15 protein-coding genes are annotated in these 15,875 nt (G+C 71.0%); 10 read left to right on the forward strand and 5 right to left on the reverse strand.

Annotated elements, in window-relative coordinates:
- Positions 1–128: 128 nt before the first annotated feature.
- The 4 genes from BUF17_RS07720 to mutS form a co-directional block, all read right to left on the reverse strand.
- The gene (locus BUF17_RS07720; protein ID WP_084564261.1) at positions 129–839 is read right to left on the reverse strand and encodes a GNAT family N-acetyltransferase; all 711 of its coding nucleotides are present in this window, start codon (positions 837–839) and stop codon (positions 129–131) included.
- Positions 836–1,456 carry a 2,3-bisphosphoglycerate-dependent phosphoglycerate mutase gene (locus BUF17_RS07725; RefSeq protein ID WP_073627340.1) on the reverse strand — a complete coding sequence of 207 codons (621 nt, stop codon included), beginning with the start codon at positions 1,454–1,456 and terminating at the stop codon, positions 836–838. Before BUF17_RS07725 ends, BUF17_RS07720 begins: the two co-directional genes overlap by 4 nt.
- A 197-nt stretch (positions 1,457–1,653) precedes the next feature.
- The gene (gene dapB / locus BUF17_RS07730) at positions 1,654–2,457 is read right to left on the reverse strand and encodes a 4-hydroxy-tetrahydrodipicolinate reductase (RefSeq protein ID WP_073627342.1); all 804 of its coding nucleotides are present in this window, start codon (positions 2,455–2,457) and stop codon (positions 1,654–1,656) included.
- Positions 2,458–2,631: 174 nt separating this feature from the next.
- Positions 2,632–5,358 (reverse strand): DNA mismatch repair protein MutS, encoded by a 2,727-nt coding sequence (gene mutS / locus BUF17_RS07735; RefSeq protein ID WP_073627344.1) that lies wholly within the window; start codon positions 5,356–5,358, stop codon positions 2,632–2,634.
- 212 nt (positions 5,359–5,570) lie between these two features.
- On the opposite strand from mutS, the gene BUF17_RS07740 reads away from it, so the two are divergent.
- From BUF17_RS07740 to pyrF, 9 genes are all read left to right on the forward strand, one after another.
- Entirely contained in the window at positions 5,571–7,865 is a 2,295-nt protein-coding gene (locus BUF17_RS07740) for an NADP-dependent malic enzyme (protein WP_073627346.1), read from the forward strand.
- Positions 7,866–8,006: 141 nt separating this feature from the next.
- Positions 8,007–8,600, forward strand: coding sequence for an imidazoleglycerol-phosphate dehydratase HisB (gene hisB, locus BUF17_RS07745; protein WP_073628170.1), 594 nt, complete (start codon positions 8,007–8,009; stop codon positions 8,598–8,600).
- A 74-nt stretch (positions 8,601–8,674) separates the two neighbouring features.
- On the forward strand, positions 8,675–9,181 hold the full coding sequence (locus BUF17_RS07750; RefSeq protein ID WP_073627348.1) for a DUF2628 domain-containing protein: 507 nt from the start codon (positions 8,675–8,677) through the stop codon (positions 9,179–9,181).
- Entirely contained in the window at positions 9,178–9,828 is a 651-nt protein-coding gene (gene hisH, locus BUF17_RS07755) for an imidazole glycerol phosphate synthase subunit HisH (RefSeq protein ID WP_073627350.1), read from the forward strand. Before BUF17_RS07750 ends, hisH begins: the two co-directional genes overlap by 4 nt.
- Positions 9,825–10,562 carry a 1-(5-phosphoribosyl)-5-[(5-phosphoribosylamino)methylideneamino]imidazole-4-carboxamide isomerase gene (hisA, locus tag BUF17_RS07760; RefSeq protein ID WP_073628172.1) on the forward strand — a complete coding sequence of 246 codons (738 nt, stop codon included), beginning with the start codon at positions 9,825–9,827 and terminating at the stop codon, positions 10,560–10,562. The genes hisH and hisA overlap by 4 nt, the downstream gene beginning before the upstream one ends.
- Positions 10,563–10,572: 10 nt before the next feature.
- Positions 10,573–11,367: an imidazole glycerol phosphate synthase subunit HisF gene (gene hisF, locus BUF17_RS07765; protein ID WP_073628174.1), complete on the forward strand. Its 795-nt coding sequence runs from the start codon at positions 10,573–10,575 to the stop codon at positions 11,365–11,367.
- Entirely contained in the window at positions 11,364–11,693 is a 330-nt protein-coding gene (locus BUF17_RS07770) for a phosphoribosyl-ATP diphosphatase (protein WP_073627352.1), read from the forward strand. The genes hisF and BUF17_RS07770 overlap by 4 nt, the downstream gene beginning before the upstream one ends.
- A gap of 74 nt (positions 11,694–11,767) precedes the next feature.
- A complete protein-coding gene (gene coaA / locus BUF17_RS07775; RefSeq protein WP_428977633.1) occupies positions 11,768–12,715 on the forward strand; it encodes a type I pantothenate kinase in 948 nt (315 codons plus the stop codon).
- 111 nt (positions 12,716–12,826) lie between these two features.
- The gene (gene pyrF, locus BUF17_RS07780; RefSeq protein ID WP_073627356.1) at positions 12,827–13,549 is read left to right on the forward strand and encodes an orotidine-5'-phosphate decarboxylase; all 723 of its coding nucleotides are present in this window, start codon (positions 12,827–12,829) and stop codon (positions 13,547–13,549) included.
- A 46-nt stretch (positions 13,550–13,595) separates the two neighbouring features.
- On the opposite strand, the gene BUF17_RS07785 is transcribed toward pyrF, so the two are convergent.
- On the reverse strand, positions 13,596–14,348 hold the full coding sequence (locus tag BUF17_RS07785; RefSeq protein WP_244530813.1) for a TetR/AcrR family transcriptional regulator: 753 nt from the start codon (positions 14,346–14,348) through the stop codon (positions 13,596–13,598).
- Positions 14,349–14,514: 166 nt separating this feature from the next.
- Between BUF17_RS07785 and BUF17_RS07790 the strand changes: the two genes are divergently transcribed.
- Positions 14,515–15,735, forward strand: coding sequence for an MFS transporter (locus BUF17_RS07790; RefSeq protein WP_073627358.1), 1,221 nt, complete (start codon positions 14,515–14,517; stop codon positions 15,733–15,735).
- Positions 15,736–15,875: the final 140 nt, after the last annotated feature.

Below are 15,875 nucleotides of genomic sequence, written 5' to 3' on the forward strand. Positions count from 1 at the left end.
CGGTCGCAATCGGGGATATTGGGACCTGATTTTCGGCGACCGCGTGACGAACGCCGCGTGAAAGCGGGGATATCTGCGTCCCATGAACGCGGGTTCTCCGCGCCGTCCGCACAGAGGCCGCGCGGGCCTCAACGCTGCGGGCCGTCCTCGTCGTGGGCGATGTCCATCCGCTTCCAGAAGAACACGGTGTCGCAGGGCTCGCCTTCCGGAAACAGGGCGTAGCCGGGGATGGTGCCGACTTCCTGCCAGCCGAGGCGGCGATAGAGCCGGTCGGCCGGAGAGCCGACGGCGGTATCGAGGGTGAGGAGCGTGCGGCCGTGGAGCGCCGCCTCGATGTCGCAGCGCCGCATCAGCGCCTCGCCGACGCCGTGGCCGCGGGCATCGCTGCGCACCAGGAGCTTGGAGACCTCGGCACGGTGCATCTGGTTCGGCGGCATGCCGACCACGAGCTGGACGGTGCCGACCGCGACCCCGTCCTCCCGCGCCACGATCAGCATGCGGTTGCCGCGCGCGACGTCCTCGATCACGCGGTCCCAGAACGCGCGGGCCTCGTCCTCGCCGAACGGCAGCATGAAGTTGACCGAGGCGCCGCCGTTCACGCAATCGACCAGGATCGCGCAGAGTTCGGAGACTTTCGCGCGGGCTTCCTCGGCGCTGAGCAGCACCACGTCGAATTCGGGATTGCAGACCTCGACCCGGGCGGTGCCGCTGCCTTCCGGGCCGTCGTGGGTCTCGTCGGCCCGGACCGGTTCGATCGCACCCGCGACCGGCTCGTCGTCACCCGGGTGATGCGGCGGCCGGTTTCCCTTCGAGGGACGGCGGGGCGATCGTGAGGTCATGCAGCGAGGTCCTTCTTGTCGATGACGGCGCCGCTGGCGTCGAGCCGGTAGATGATCGGCGCGCCGGTGGCGAGTTCGCGCTTGAGGATTTCCTCGCCGCTGAGCCCTTCGAGCTCCATCACGAGGGCGCGCAGCGAGTTGCCGTGGGCGGCGACGAGCACCCGGTCGCCGCGCTCGACGCGGGGCAGGATGTGCGCGCGGAAATAGGGCAGCACGCGCTCGGCCGTGCCCTTCAGGCTTTCGCCGCCCGGCGGGGGAACGTCGAACGAGCGGCGCCAGATGTGCACCTGCTCCTCGCCCCAGCGCTCGCGGGCGTCATCCTTGTTGAGGCCGGTGAGATCGCCGTAGTCGCGCTCGTTGAGGGCCTGGTCCTCGATCACCGGCAGTTCGGGCTGGCCGATCTCTTCCAGGATCAGGGCGCAGGTCTTCTGGGCGCGCGACAGCGCCGAGGTGAACGCCACGTCGAAGCGGATGCCCAGCGCCTTGAGCTTCACGCCGGCGGCGCGTGCCTCGGCGACGCCCTTCTCCGTCAGGTCGGGATCCTTCCAGCCGGTGAACAGGTTCTTGAGGTTCCATTCGCTCTGGCCGTGACGGACGAGGACGAGCAGATGATCCATGATCGGGCGTTCCTTCCTGAGGCAACCTTGCTGCCTGACGCAACGTCGCCGGCTGCATCTTCGGCGGGAACCGGGCGGGAGAAACCGCGGTCCGGCCGTGCCGGTCGTCGACGAGAGGTTAGACGAAGAACGGGCCGACTTGAAGACGCGAGCGGCGCCGGGCGCGGCTGATTCCACCTAGCCGGCGCCGTCGCGGATCAGTCGGCGAGGCCGAGCACGTCGGCCATCGAATAGAGCCCGGGCTTGCGGCCCTGCCCCCACAGCGCGGCCTTGAGCGCGCCGCGGGCGAAGATGTCGCGGTTCTCGGCGCGGTGGCCGAGCTCGATGCGCTCGCCCTCGCCTGCGAGGATGACCTGATGGTCGCCGACCACCGAGCCGCCGCGCAGCGTGGCGAAGCCGATGGACCCGGATTCCCGCGGGCCGGTGTGGCCGTCGCGGACCCGGACCGAGGCGGCCTCGAGATCGACGCCGCGCCCTTCCGCCGCCGCGCGGCCGAGCATCAGCGCCGTGCCGGACGGCGCGTCGACCTTGTGGCGGTGGTGCATCTCCAGCACCTCGATGTCGTAGTCGGCATCGAGCGCGCGGGCGGCCTTGCGCACCAGCGCGACCAGCAGGTTGACGCCGAGGCTCATGTTGCCGGACTTGACGATGACGGCATGGCGCGCGGCCGCCGCGATCGCGGCGTCGTCGGACGCCGACAGCCCGGTGGTGCCGATGACGTGGACGATGCGCGCCTGGGCCGCGATCTCGGCGGCGGCGAGCGTGCTCTGCGGCGTGGTGAAGTCGATCACGCCGTCGGCGCGGGCGAACAGCGGCAGCGGATCGTCGGTGATGGCGACATCCGCGCGGCCGATGCCCGACAAAAGGCCCACGTCCTCGCCGAGGGCCACCGAACCCGGCCGCTCCAGCGCGCCGACGAGTTCGGCCCCCGGGGTTGCCTTGATGGCGCACACCAACGCCCGGCCCATGCGGCCCGCCGCTCCCATCACCACCAGACGCATGTCGTTCACCGTGCTGTTGAAGGCGCGCCGCCCGCGCAGATCGCGCGTCTCGCGGCCACCGCCTCGTTCTTTTCGATTGTCGGGGCATCGCGGGCCCGGCTCAGGGCCGCCGCCGAAGCCGCCCGATGGTGCGAGAGGCGGGGCCTGTCCGTCAACTGGCCGCGTGCGGCGGCCTCACTCCCGCTTCGCACCCTCCGCCCGGGCGGCCTTGAGGCGGTAGAGCGCCTCGAGCGCGGCCTTCGGCGTGAGGTCGTCGGGGTCGATGGTGTCGAGCAGGCCGAGGGCCGGGTCCGGCGGCGCGGGCTCGGCCGAGGGTGCCGCCGGCCGCGACTGGAACAGCGGCAGGTCGTCGACCAGGGCGGCGCGCGGGTTCTGGCGGTCGGCCGCCTCCAGCCGGCTCAGCACGCCGCGCGCCCGGCGGATCACCGCCTCCGGCAGGCCGGCGAGCTTCGCGACCTGGATGCCGTAGGACCGGTCGGCGGCACCCGGCACGATCTCGTGCAGGAACACGACGTCGCCCTTCCACTCCTTCACCTTCACGGTGGCGTTGTGGACGCGGGCGAGCTTGTCGGCGAGCCCGGTCAGCTCGTGATAGTGGGTCGCGAACAGCGTGCGGCAGCCGTTGATCTCGTGCAGGTGCTCGATGGTGCCCCAGGCGATGGAAAGGCCGTCGTAGGTCGCGGTGCCGCGGCCGATCTCGTCGAGCACGACGAGGCTTCTTTCGGTCGCCTGGTTGAGGATCGCCGCGGTCTCGACCATCTCGACCATGAAGGTGGAGCGGCCGCGCGCGAGATCGTCGGCGGCGCCGACGCGGCTGAACAGGCGGTCGACGACGCCGATCTCCGCGTGCTCCGCCGGCACGAACGCCCCCATCTGCGCCATCACCGCGATCAGCGCGTTCTGGCGCAGGAAGGTCGACTTGCCGCCCATGTTCGGGCCCGTGACGATGGTCAGCCGCCCCCGGCTCTCCCCCGGCCCGGGGCCGAGCACGCAATCGTTGGCGACGAACGGATCGCCCGCCTCCGCGCGCAGCGCCTGCTCCACCACGGGATGGCGGCCGGCGGTGATGGAGAAGGCCAGGGAACGGTCCACCTTCGGGCGGGTGAAGCGCTCGGCCTCGGCGATCTCGGCGAGCGCGGCCGACACGTCGAGCACGGCGAGCGCCTCGGCCGCCGCCTTGAGGCTCGCCGACGCTGCCACCACCCGCTCGACGAGATCGGCGAACACCGAAAGCTCGATCTGGAGCGCGCGGTCGGCCGCCGAGGCGATGCGGGTTTCGAGGTCTGCGAGTTCGGTCGTGGTGAAGCGGAACGCTCCGGCCATGGTCTGGCGGTGGATGAAGCGCCGGGTGCCGGCATCGGCCGCCATCAGCTTCTCGCCATGGGCCTGACCGACCTCGATGAACCAGCCGAGCACCGCGTTGTGGCGGATCTTCAGGGTGCGGACGCCGGTCTCCTCGGCATAATCGGCCTGGAGGCGGGCGATGACCTGCCGGCTCTCGTCGCGCAGCGCGCGGGCCTCGTCGAGTTCGAGCGAGAAGCCGGGCCGCACGAAGCCGCCGTCGCGGCGGTGGGGCGGCAGCTCGTCGGCAAGCGCGGTGGCGAGCCTGAGGCCGAGTTCCGGCGGCAGCGCGGCGAGCGCGCCCACGGCCGCGGCGATCTCGGACGGCAGATTCCCGGACGTCGGATCCGCCGCGCCGAGCCCTTCGGCGAGCGCCACCGCGCCGCCGAGCGCGGCGCCGATCTGGCCGAGATCGCGCGGGCCGCCGCGGTCGAGCGCGAGCCGCGACAGCGCGCGGGCGAGATCGGGCGACGACGACAACACCTCGCGGGTGCCGCGGCGCGCATCGGGATTGTCGACGAACCAGGCGACGGCGTCGAGCCGGCGGTCGATCGCCTCCGGCACCGTGAGCGGGCTCGCCAGCCGCTCGCAGAGAAGCCGCGCGCCGGCACCGGTCACCGTGCGGTCGATGGCCGCGACCAGCGATCCCCGGCGCTCGCCGGATGTGGTGCGCACCAGTTCGAGGTTGGCGCGGGTGGAATGGTCGATCGCCATCACCTCGCTCGCCGCCTCCCGCCGGGGCGGGTCGAGCGCCGGGCGGCTGCCGATCTGGGTGCGCTCGACATAGGCGAGCGCGCCGGAGGCCGCCGAAAGCTCCGCCCGCGAGAAGCCGCCAAAGCCGTCGAGCGTGGCGACGCCGAAATAGCGTGCGATGCGGTCGGCCGCCGTGGCGCCGTCGAAGGTGGCGCGCGGCACCGGCGTCACAGCCGGACCGAGGCCGCGAAGGAGCGTGCGCAGGCTGTCGTCGGAAAAGAGCTGGTCGGGCACGACGAGTTCGCGCGGGTCGATGCGGGCGATGTCGCCGGACAGCGCCTCGAACGCCGTTTCGGCGACGCGGAACGCGCCGGTGGAGATGTCGATCCAGGCAAGGGCGAACGCCGCGCCCTCCCCCGCCCCGACACGAGCGAGAGCGGCGAGGAAGTTCGAGCGGCGGGTATCGAGCAACGTCTCCTCGGTCAGCGTGCCGGGGGTGACGAGGCGCACGACGTCGCGCCGGACGACGGATTTCGAGCCGCGCTTCTTCGCCTCGGCAGGGTCTTCGAGCTGTTCGCAGACCGCGACGCGGAAGCCGAGGGAGATGAGCTTCTGCAGATAGTCGTCGGCGGCGTGGATCGGCACGCCGGCCATCGGGATGTCGGCGCCGAGGTGCTTGCCGCGCTTGGTGAGCGCGATGCCGAGCGCGCGGCTCGCCATCTCGGCGTCCTCGAAGAACATCTCGTAGAAATCGCCCATCCGGTAGAACAGCAGGCAGTCCGGATTGGCCGCCTTGATCTCGATATACTGTTCCATCATCGGGGTCGGGCGGCCGGCGCCCGCGATGTCGGCATTCATGTCCCGCATGGGGTGCGACGTTAGCAGAACGGCAAGACTGTTTCATCGCCCGCCGGCCTTGCGCCGCATACGCGGGCGTGGATAAGGTCGCGGCCCTGCCCTCGCGGGCGCGATGCGCGCCCGCGGACTTTCGTTCCACAGGGGAATCAAGGGAACGGGCGCGGCGCCGCGAAGCGGAACCGCGGGCGTGGGGCAAAGAAACCGCAGGGAAGGACGGCCAGATGTCGGCGAACAAGCCCGCCACGGGCGCGAATGCGACCACGAACGGCGGCACGATCACGGATCGCGAGGCGCTCGAGTTCCACGCGCGGGGACGGCCCGGCAAGATCGAGATCGTTCCGACCAAGCCCATGGCGACCCAGCGCGACCTTTCGCTCGCCTATTCGCCGGGCGTCGCCGTGCCGGTGCGTGCCATCGCCGAAGAACCGACCCGGGCGTTCGACTACACTGCCCGCGGCAACATCGTGGCGGTGATCTCCAACGGCACCGCCATTCTCGGCCTCGGCAATCTCGGCGCGCTCGCCTCCAAGCCGGTGATGGAAGGCAAGGCGGTGCTGTTCAAGCGCTTCGCCGACGTCGATTCCATCGATCTCGAGATCGACACCGAGGACGTGGACGCCTTCGTCAACGCGGTGCGCTATCTCGGCCCCTCGTTCGGCGGCATCAACCTGGAAGACATCAAGGCGCCGGACTGCTTCATCATCGAAAGCCGCCTGCGCGAGCTGATGGACATTCCGGTCTTCCACGACGACCAGCACGGCACCGCGATCATCTGCACCGCCGGCCTGATCAACGCGCTGCACCTGACCGGGCGCGACGTGCGCGACATCAAGGTGGTGTGCAACGGCGCCGGCGCGGCCGGTATCGCCTGCATCGAGCTCATCAAGGCGATGGGCGTGCGCCACGACAACGTCATCCTCTGCGACACCAAGGGCGTGGTCTTCCAGGGCCGCACCGAGGGCATGAACCAGTGGAAGACGGCCCATGCCGTGCCGACCGACGCCCGCACGCTGCAGGAGGCGATGATGGGCGCCGACGTGTTCCTCGGCGTTTCCGCCAAGGGCGCGCTGACGCAGGACATGGTGCGCTCCATGGCGCCGAACCCGATCATCTTCGCCATGGCCAATCCCGACCCGGAGATCACGCCGGAGGAAGTGGCCGCCGTGCGCGACGACGCCATCGTCGCGACCGGCCGCTCGGACTACGCCAACCAGGTCAACAACGTTCTCGGCTTCCCCTACATCTTCCGCGGGGCGCTCGACGTGCGCGCCACCACGATCAACGACGCGATGAAGATCGCCGCCGCCCAGGCCATCGCGGCGCTCGCCCGCGAGGAAGTGCCGGACGAGGTGGCCGCCGCCTACCAGGGCAAGCTGCTGCGGTTCGGGCCGTCCTACGTGATCCCGGTGCCGTTCGACCCGCGGCTGATCTCCACCGTGCCGCCGGCGGTCGCCAAGGCGGCGATGGAATCCGGCGTCGCCCGCCGGCCCATCGTCGACATGAAGGCCTATGCCGAGCAGCTTTCCGCCCGCCGCGACCCGGTGGTCGGCTCGCTCGCCCGCATCTTCACCAAGGTGCGCCAGTCGCCGAAGCGCGTGGTGTTCGCCGAGGGCGAGGAAGTGCCGGTGATCCGCGCCGCCTCCAGCTTCGTCTCCCAGGGCCTTGGCACCGCGATCCTGATCGGCCGCGAGGAGATCATCGCCGCGGCCGCCGCCGATGCCGGCATCGAGTTCAAGCCCGGCATGGAGGTGCTGAACGCGCGCCTTTCGAGCCGCAACAAGGACTATGCCGACTTCCTCTATGCCCGGCTGCAGCGCCAGGGCTTCCTGCGGCGCGACTGCCAGCGGCTCGTCAACAACGACCGCAACTTCTTCGGCGCGCTGATGGTGGCCCGCGGCGAGGCGGACGCCATGGTGACCGGCGCGACGCGCAACTTCGCCACCACCTTCGAGGCGGTGCTGAAGGTGATCGACCGCAAGCCCGGCCACACGCTGATCGGCGTTTCGCTGGTGCTGACCCGCGGGCGCACGGTGATCGTGGCCGACACGGCCGTTCACGACACCCCGACGGCGGAGGAACTGGCCGACATCGCGGTCGAGGCCGCCCACGTCGCCCGCCGGCTCGGCTACGAGCCGAAGGTGGCGATGCTCGCCAACGCCACCTTCGGTCAGCCGCCGAGCGAAAGCGCGGCCCGGGTGCAGGCGGCGGTGCGGCTGCTCGGCAAGCGGCGCATCGATTTCGAGGTGGACGGCGAGATGGCCGCCGACGTGGCGCTCAATGCCGAACTGCTCGCCACCTACCCGTTCACGAGCCTGTCCGGCCCGGCGAACGTGCTGGTGATGCCCTCGGCCGACGCCGCCTCGATCGCGACGCGGATGATGCGCGAGATCGGCGGGGCGACGGTGGTCGGGCCGTTCCTGGTCGGGCTCGACAAGTCCGTCCAGATCGTCTCGCTCGGCGCCAAGGATGCGGAACTCGCCAATATGGCGGCGGTCGCGGCCTTCAACGTGACCTGAACCGGGCCGCCGGATCGCCGTCGCCCCCCGCCGAAACGAGGCGGCGCGACGGCTTTCATCGGCCGGCCCCCTCTGATAGAACGGCGCAGCCGGCGGACGGGCGTTCGCCGGCTTCCCTTTTTGCGAATGCTGGAGCTGGCCATGCGCAGCGGGCGCATCGAGCGCAAGACGAACGAGACCGAGATCGTCGTGGGCATCGACCTCGACGGCACGGGCAAGGCCGCGATCTCGACCGGCGTCGGCTTCTTCGACCACATGCTGGACCAGATCGCCCGCCACGGGCTGTTCGACCTCGACATTTCGGCCAAGGGCGACCTGCACATCGACGACCACCACACCGTGGAGGACGTCGGCATCGCGCTCGGCGTCGCGGTGCGGCAGGCGCTGGGCGACCGGCGCGGCATCACCCGCTACGCCGACGCCTACCTGCCGATGGACGAGGCGCTGACGCGGGTGGCCGTCGACGTCTCCGGCCGGCCGTTCCTGGTGTTCCGCACCACGTTCCCGAGCCCCAAGATCGGCACCTTCGACACCGAGCTGGTGGAGGAGTTCTTCCGCGCCTTCGCGTTCAACGCAGGGCTGACCCTCCACGTCGAGACTCTCTACGGCGCCAACAGCCACCATATAGCGGAGAGCTGCTTCAAGGGGCTGGCGCGCGCGCTGAAGGCGGCCTTCGCCATCGACCCGCGCCAGGCGAACGTGATTCCGTCGACCAAGGGCAGCCTCGACGGCTGAGCCGGACCGGCGGACGCGGACTTCCGGCGGCCTGTCGCCGGCCGCGAAACGAGGACCATGCCGAGGACCATGCCATGAGCCTCTATATCGTCATGGAGCCGCCGCGGTCCGGCGATGCCCGGCGCGATGCCGAGCGCGTCGCGTTCGTGCGCGAGGGCTTTTCCTGGCTGGCGCTGTTCGTGCCGGCGCTGTGGCTCCTGTGCCATCGCATGTGGCTGGTCCTGATCGGCTGGATCGTGGTGGCGGTGGCGCTGCATCTCGCCGTCGAGCGCCTCGGCACCGCGGCCGACCTGATCGCCGGGCTCGCCTTCAATGTCGCCTGCGCGTTCGAGGCCAACGGGCTGAGGCGCTGGACGCTCGCCCGCCGCGGCTACCGCGAGGCTGCTGTGGTCGCCGGCCACAGCCGCGCGGACTGCGAGCGGCGCTATTTCGCCGAGCGGCAGGCCCGCGCCGCCGTTCAGGAGGACGACGCCCCCGCGCCGCCGCCGGCCTCCGTCCCGTCCTTTCCGGCCGCCCGCGCCGTTCCCTCCGAGGGCGAGCCGGTGCTCGGCCTCTTTCCGCAGCCGGAGCGTCCGTCATGAGCGTCGCCGTCATCGATTACGGCTCGGGCAACCTGCGCTCGGCCACCAAGGCGCTGGAGCGGGCCGCCCGTGAGGCCGGCCTCGCCACCGAGATCGTGCTGACCTCCGATCCCGCGGCGGTGGCCGCGGCCGAGCGCGTGGTGCTGCCGGGCGTCGGCGCCTTCGCCGACTGCCGCCGGGGGCTTGAGGCGGTGCCGGGCCTCAAGGACGCCGTGGTCGAGCACGTCGAGGCCAAGGGCAAGCCGTTCCTCGGCATCTGCGTCGGCATGCAGCTGATGGCGAGCCGGGGCGTCGAATACGAGACCACCGACGGCTTCGGCTGGATCGCGGGCGACGTGGTGCGCATCGCCCCCTCCGACCCGGCGCTCAAGGTGCCGCACATGGGCTGGAACACGCTCGACGTGAAGCGCGAGCACCCGATCCTCGCCGGCATTCCGACCGGGCCGAACGGGCTGCACGCCTATTTCGTCCATTCCTATCATCTTGCCGCCGCGCGGCCCGAAGACGTGATCGCCACCACCGATTATGGCGGGCCGGTCACGGCCGTCGTCGGCCGCGACAATGTCGTCGGCACCCAGTTCCACCCCGAGAAGAGCCAGCGGCTCGGCCTCGCCCTTCTCGCCAATTTCCTCGCGTGGCGCCCATGATCCTGTTCCCGGCCATCGATCTCAAGGAAGGCCGCTGCGTTCGTCTCGTGCGCGGCGAGATGGACAAGGCCACCGTCTTCAACGACGACCCGGCCGCCCAGGCCGCGGCGTTCGCCGAGGCCGGCTTCGAGTGGCTGCACGTCGTCGACCTCGACGGCGCCTTCGCCGGCCAGAGCCGCAACGGCGCCGCGGTGGAGGCGATCCTGAAGCGCATCCGCCTGCCGGTGCAGCTCGGCGGCGGCATCCGCGACCGGGCCGCCATCGAGGGCTGGCTGGAGAAGGGCGTGACCCGCGTCATCCTCGGCACCGTCGCGGTGCGCGATCCCGCGCTCGTGAAGGAGGCCGCCCGCGCCCATCCGGGCCGGGTGGTGGTGGGCATCGACGCCAAGGGCGGCCGCGTCGCGGTCGAAGGCTGGGCGGAGACCTCCGAGATGGCGGCGGTCGACCTCGCCCGCGCCTTCGAGGACGCCGGCGTCGCGGCGATCGTCTACACCGACATCGACCGCGACGGGATGCTGCAGGGCCTCAACTGGGCCTCGACGCTGGAACTCGCGGCGGCGGTCTCGATCCCGGTGATCGCATCGGGCGGCCTCGCCGGCATCGGCGACGTCGAGCGGCTGATGCAGCCGGACGCGGCCATTCTGGAAGGCGCCATCGCCGGCCGCGCGCTCTATGACGGCCGGCTCGATCCGGCGGCGGCGCTGGCGCTCGTCAAGGCGCGGCAGGCGGCATAAGGGGGACGACATGCTCAAGGTCCGCGTCATTCCCTGCCTCGACGTCAAGGACGGCCGGGTGGTCAAGGGCGTGCAGTTCGTCGACCTGATCGACGCCGGCGACCCGGTGGAGGCCGCCGAGGCCTACGACGCCGCCGGGGCTGACGAACTCACCTTCCTCGACATCGCCGCGAGCCACGAGGGCCGCGGCATCCTGCTCGACGTGGTGCGGCGCACCGCGGAGCGCTGCTTCATGCCGCTGACGGTGGGCGGGGGCGTGCGCACCGTGGAGGACATCCGCGCGCTGCTGCTCGCCGGGGCCGACAAGGTTTCCATCAACACCGCCGCGGTGACGGACCGCGACTTCGTGCGCCGCGCGGCCGAGAAGTTCGGCAGCCAGTGCATCGTGGTCGCGATCGACGCCAAGCGGGTTTCCGACGAGGGCGAGCCGCCGCGCTGGGAGATCTTCACCCACGGCGGCCGCACCCCGACCGGCATCGACGCACTCGACTTCGCCGAGGAGGTGACCCGCCTCGGCGCCGGCGAGATCCTGCTGACCTCGATGGACCGCGACGGCACCAAGATCGGCTACGACGTCGAGCTGACGCGCGCGGTCGCCGACCGGGTGGAAGTGCCGGTGATCGCCTCCGGCGGTGTCGGCAACCTCGACCACCTGGTCGACGGCGTGCGCGACGGCCATGCCTCGGCGGTTCTGGCGGCCTCGATCTTCCACTTCGGCACCTACACCATCCGCGAGGCCAAGGACCGCCTCGCCGGCGCCGGGCTGGCGGTGCGCCTCGACGGGCTCACGGAGGCCGCGCAATGACCGGCGACCGCTTCACGCTCGAAAGCCTCGACGAGATCGTGCGCACCCGCGCCGCCTCGGAAGATCCGGGCTCCTATACCGCCCGGCTGATGGGCAAGGGCGTACCGAAGATCGCCCAGAAGGTCGGCGAGGAGGCGGTGGAAGCCGCCATCGCCGCCGCGCTCGGCGACAAGGCGGGGCTGACCGGAGAGGCGGCGGACCTTCTCTACCACCTCCTCGTCCTTTTGCGGGCTTGCGATCTGCCCCTCGGCGATGTCATGGAAGAACTGCGCCGGCGAACCGCGCAGACGGGGCTTGAGGAAAAGGCGTCCCGGCCGCGCGGCTGACGGATGAAATGTGGGGTAGCGTCATGGATGCGGCGGCAGCGCGCCCGGACGCGGGCAGGGATGCGTCCATGGACATGGCTACCCAGCGTGAATTGTCGCCCTACCGCGTGTTCGGCGAGGCCGAGTGGGCGAACCTGCGCGCCGACACCCCGATGACGCTGACGGCCGAGGAGGTCGGGCGCCTCCAAGGCCTGCACGATCCGGTGTCGATGAGCCAGGTCGAGCGCATCTATCTGCCGCTGTCGCGGCTGCTGTCGTTCTATGTGGAGGCCACCCAAGGCCTGCACGCGGCGACCAACCGCTTCCTCGGCCGCGACGACGGCAAGATCCCGTTCGTGATCGGCATCGCCGGCTCGGTCGCGGTCGGCAAGTCCACCACCGCGCGCCTGCTGCAGGCGCTGCTGGCGCGCTGGCCGACGAGCCCGCGGGTGTCGCTCGTCACCACCGACGGTTTCCTGCTGCCCAACGCCGTGCTTCAGGCGGAGGGCCTGATGGAGCGCAAGGGCTTCCCGCAGAGCTACGACCGGCAGGCGCTGCTCGCCTTCCTCACGGACATCAAGGCCGGTAAGCCGAAGGTGACCGCGCCGGTCTATTCCCACCTCGTCTACGACGTGATGCCCGGCGAGACCGTCACGGTCGAGGAACCCGACATCCTGATCGTCGAGGGCCTCAACGTGCTGCAGCCGAACCGGCTGCCGCGCCACGGCCGCGCGATCCCCTTCGTGTCGGACTTCTTCGACTTCTCGATCTATATCGACGCCGAGGAAGACCTGATCCACCGCTGGTACGTCTCGCGCTTCATGGCGCTGAAGCAGACGCGGTTCCGCGATCCGCAATCCTATTTCCACCGCTATGCCGACATTTCCGAGGAAGAGGCGCGGCAGTTCGCCGAGCGGCTGTGGGCCCGCATCAACCGGGTGAACCTGCACGAGAACATCCTGCCGACCCGCCCGCGCGCCGACCTGATCCTGACCAAGGGCGCCAACCACGACATCGAGAGCGTCGCCCTGCGCAAGCTGTGACGGCCGCGCCCACCGCGCCGATCTCTGCCGCACCAATCCGCGGCGCTCATCTTCGCCCCGCCTGCTTCCATCCCGAAGAGCCTGCTTCCACCCAGAAGAGGACGCCTGCCCATGCCCGAGGCCCGCTGGCACCCGAAGACCGCGCGCGACCGCCTGATCCTGGCGGTGGACACCCCGAACGTCGCAGAGGCGCGCGCCGTGATCGCGGATACCCGGGGCGCGGTCGGCGTCTACAAGATCGGGCTGGAACTGATCTATGCGCCGGGCGGGCTGGAGCTTGCCGGCGAGCTCGTGCGCACGGGCGAGCGCGTTTTCCTCGACGCCAAGCTGCTCGACATCGACAACACCGTCGCCGGCGCGGTGCGCTCGGCGGTCGCGCTCGGCGCCGACCTCCTGACGCTGCACGCCTATCCGAAGGCGATGGCGGCGGCGGTAGCGGCCCGCGGCGAGGCGCGGACCGCGCTGCTCGCCGTCACCGTGCTGACCTCGCTCGACGACGAAGACCTCGCGGCCGCAGGCTATCGCGGCACGGTCGCCGAGCGCGTCGCCGAACGCGCCGCCCAGGCGAAGGCCGCCGGCATCGACGGCATCGTGTGCTCGCCGAAGGAGGTGGCGGCCGTGCGCGCCGTCGTCGGGCCGGACATGCTGCTGGTGACGCCCGGCGTGCGGCCGGCTGGCGCCGCGGTGGGAGACCAGAAGCGCGTCGCCACCCCCGGCGAGGCCATCCGCGACGGCGCCGACATGCTGGTGGTCGGCCGACCGATCGTCGGGGCGCCGGACCGGCGCGCGGCGGCGGACGCCGTCGTCGCCGAGATCGCCGCCGCGCTCGGCTGAACCGGGCGGGCGAGCGGCGACTGCACGGCCGATCCCGTCCAGCGCGCTATCCCGCCTTGTCCGAGGGTGGGAACAGGAGATCGATCTGTGCGGAGAACATCGCGCCGATATCGAGCGGCTCCGCCGGGTTGAGGATGCCGTTATAGACGATGCCGACCCAGATGGGCCCGACCAGAAGCTGCGGCAGCCGCACGAGCGCGTCGCAGGCGAGTTCGCCCCGCGCCCGGGCGCGCTCGGCATGGCTGCGGATGTGGTCCATCAGCGGCTCGAACACCCCGGTGCGATAGATTTCCGCCAGGAAGGGGAACTCCGCCCCCTCGGAGATGACGAGACGCGCCACCGCGGCGCGCTGGGCGAACACGGCGTTGGTCATCACCGGCGCCAGCGTGCGGCGGAAATAATCGCCGATCCGCTCGCCCGGCTCGATCTCGCGCTCCTCCGCCGCGGCGAGCACGTCGCTGACGATGTGGCGGACGACACCGGCGAACAGCGCCTCCTTGGTCGGGAAATAAAGATAGGCCGTGCCCTTGGCGAGGCCGGCCCGCCGGGCGACACCCGCCATCGTGGCACGCGAGAAGCCGTGCTCGAAGAACTCCTCGGCCGCCGCCTTGACGATCGCCTCGCGCGTGCGCGCCGTCTTTTCCGGGCTCGGGCCGCGCGTCTTCGCCGGCGCCGGCTCGCTGCACGGCGGCTTGCCGCCGGCCGCGCGGGGGTGCGCAGCCTTGCCGCGTTCCACAGCAGCGCCGGCCCTCGCACGGCTCCTGCCGGCACCGCCCGCCTGTTCATCCGCCGCGTTCAACGTCCCTTCCTCCCGATTGCGTACCGGATACCCATTGACTTTAAATGACCACACGGTCATTTAAAGCATCGTTGCTTCCGATGCCATGTGCGACCGCGCCTCTCCCGCTCTCCGGCGACCGCCCTCGCATCCCCGTTCACACCGTCCCCATTCGTGGAGCCGAACCATGGTCGCTGCCAGGCCGGTCTCATGGCTGCCATTTCGCGTCATCGCCCTTTCCCTCGTCATGGGAACGATGGGCGCGACCATGGCGAGCCCGCTGTTTCCATTCTACGCCGATCTGTGGGGACTGGCGGCGAGTTCGATCACCATCGTGTTCGTCTCCTACATGATCGGCGTGATGGCCGCCTTCCTGTTTCTCGGCCGGCTGACCGACCGGCTCGGCCCCGTGCCCGTGCTGCGGGCGGCGCTGCTGCTGATTCTGGGCGGCCTGTCGCTGTCGGCCACGGCCGGGGGCCTCGGCTCCCTGATCGCGGCGCGCTTCGCCATCGGCATCGCCTCGGGCATGGTGACGACATCGGCAACGGTCGGCCTCGTGGCGTTCGAGCCGCTGGGGACCGTGCGCCGGGCGCCGCTGATCGCCTCGATGACGACGATGGCGGGCTTCGGGCTTGGACCGCTCGTCGCCGGTGTCGCCGCGCAGCTCGCCGCCTCCCCGCTGGTGACGCCCTATCTGGTGGTGCTCGCCCCGACGGCGCTGGTGTTCGGTGGCCTATTGGCCGTGCGCACCGCGGGGCGCGGCGAGACCGCGGCGGCGGGCGGCGCCCGTGCGGTTCGCCTGTCGCTGATGCCCCGCCTGGTGCTGCCCGACCGCGAGGCCCTACCCGGCTTCCTCGTCGCCTCGTTCGCCGTCTTCACCGCCTACGGCCTGTTCAGTCTGCTCGCCTCGCTCGCACCCACCTTCCTGAAGGATTTGCTGCCCTGGCACGGACCGGCCGTCAGCGGCGTCGCCCTCGCCATGGTGCTGTTCTGCTCGGCCGGCGTGCAGTTCCCCGCCCGGCGCCTGGAACCGAAGACCGGCCTTCGCATGGCGCTGTCGCTGATGGGCCTCGGCGTGATCCTGCTCGGCCTGTCGCTCGGATTGCACATCGCGCCGCTGTTCTTCGCCGCCGATCTCTCGATCGGCCTCGGGCACGGGCTGGCGTTCATGTCGGGCATCGCCATCGTCGACCGCATCGCCGGCGAGCACAACCGGGGCGGCCTGTTGTCCTCGTTCCTGTCCATCGGCTATCTCGGTACCATCGCGCCGATCCTGGCGGTCGGCTTCCTGTCCGACGCCGTCGGGGTATCGAACGCGGTCATCGCGTTCTGCGCGGTGAGCACGCTCTCCACCGGGCTGCTGCTCTCCACGGCGCGGCTGGTGCCGGTGCACGCCCGCGCCGGCTGAACGGTCGCCAGCGCCGCGGAAGCCGCCCGGCAATCGCAGGTCGCAGCCGGCATTTGCGCTCGCGGCGCCGCGAGCGCGGAACGCTTTTCTCCGGACCCGGTTGAAAGAGCATAAGCGTGCTTTTTCGCCGCCGGGCCGCC

The sequence above is a fragment of the Pseudoxanthobacter soli DSM 19599 genome (genome assembly GCF_900148505.1).
Classification (GTDB): Bacteria; Pseudomonadota; Alphaproteobacteria; order Rhizobiales; family Segnochrobactraceae; genus Pseudoxanthobacter; species Pseudoxanthobacter soli.

Coding starts and splice junctions, on each gene's coding strand:
- pyrF (WP_073627356.1), top strand. CDS start 12,827: ATGCCCGAGGCCCGCTGGCACCCGAAGACCGCGCGCGACCGCCTGATC.
- dapB (WP_073627342.1), bottom strand. CDS start 2,457: ATGCGTCTGGTGGTGATGGGAGCGGCGGGCCGCATGGGCCGGGCGTTG.
- BUF17_RS07725 (WP_073627340.1), bottom strand. CDS start 1,456: ATGGATCATCTGCTCGTCCTCGTCCGTCACGGCCAGAGCGAATGGAAC.
- BUF17_RS07790 (WP_073627358.1), top strand. CDS start 14,515: ATGGTCGCTGCCAGGCCGGTCTCATGGCTGCCATTTCGCGTCATCGCC.
- BUF17_RS07770 (WP_073627352.1), top strand. CDS start 11,364: ATGACCGGCGACCGCTTCACGCTCGAAAGCCTCGACGAGATCGTGCGC.
- BUF17_RS07720 (WP_084564261.1), bottom strand. CDS start 839: ATGACCTCACGATCGCCCCGCCGTCCCTCGAAGGGAAACCGGCCGCCG.
- hisH (WP_073627350.1), top strand. CDS start 9,178: ATGAGCGTCGCCGTCATCGATTACGGCTCGGGCAACCTGCGCTCGGCC.
- hisB (WP_073628170.1), top strand. CDS start 8,007: ATGCGCAGCGGGCGCATCGAGCGCAAGACGAACGAGACCGAGATCGTC.
- BUF17_RS07750 (WP_073627348.1), top strand. CDS start 8,675: ATGAGCCTCTATATCGTCATGGAGCCGCCGCGGTCCGGCGATGCCCGG.
- hisF (WP_073628174.1), top strand. CDS start 10,573: ATGCTCAAGGTCCGCGTCATTCCCTGCCTCGACGTCAAGGACGGCCGG.
- coaA (WP_428977633.1), top strand. CDS start 11,768: ATGGCTACCCAGCGTGAATTGTCGCCCTACCGCGTGTTCGGCGAGGCC.
- BUF17_RS07740 (WP_073627346.1), top strand. CDS start 5,571: ATGTCGGCGAACAAGCCCGCCACGGGCGCGAATGCGACCACGAACGGC.
- mutS (WP_073627344.1), bottom strand. CDS start 5,358: ATGCGGGACATGAATGCCGACATCGCGGGCGCCGGCCGCCCGACCCCG.
- hisA (WP_073628172.1), top strand. CDS start 9,825: ATGATCCTGTTCCCGGCCATCGATCTCAAGGAAGGCCGCTGCGTTCGT.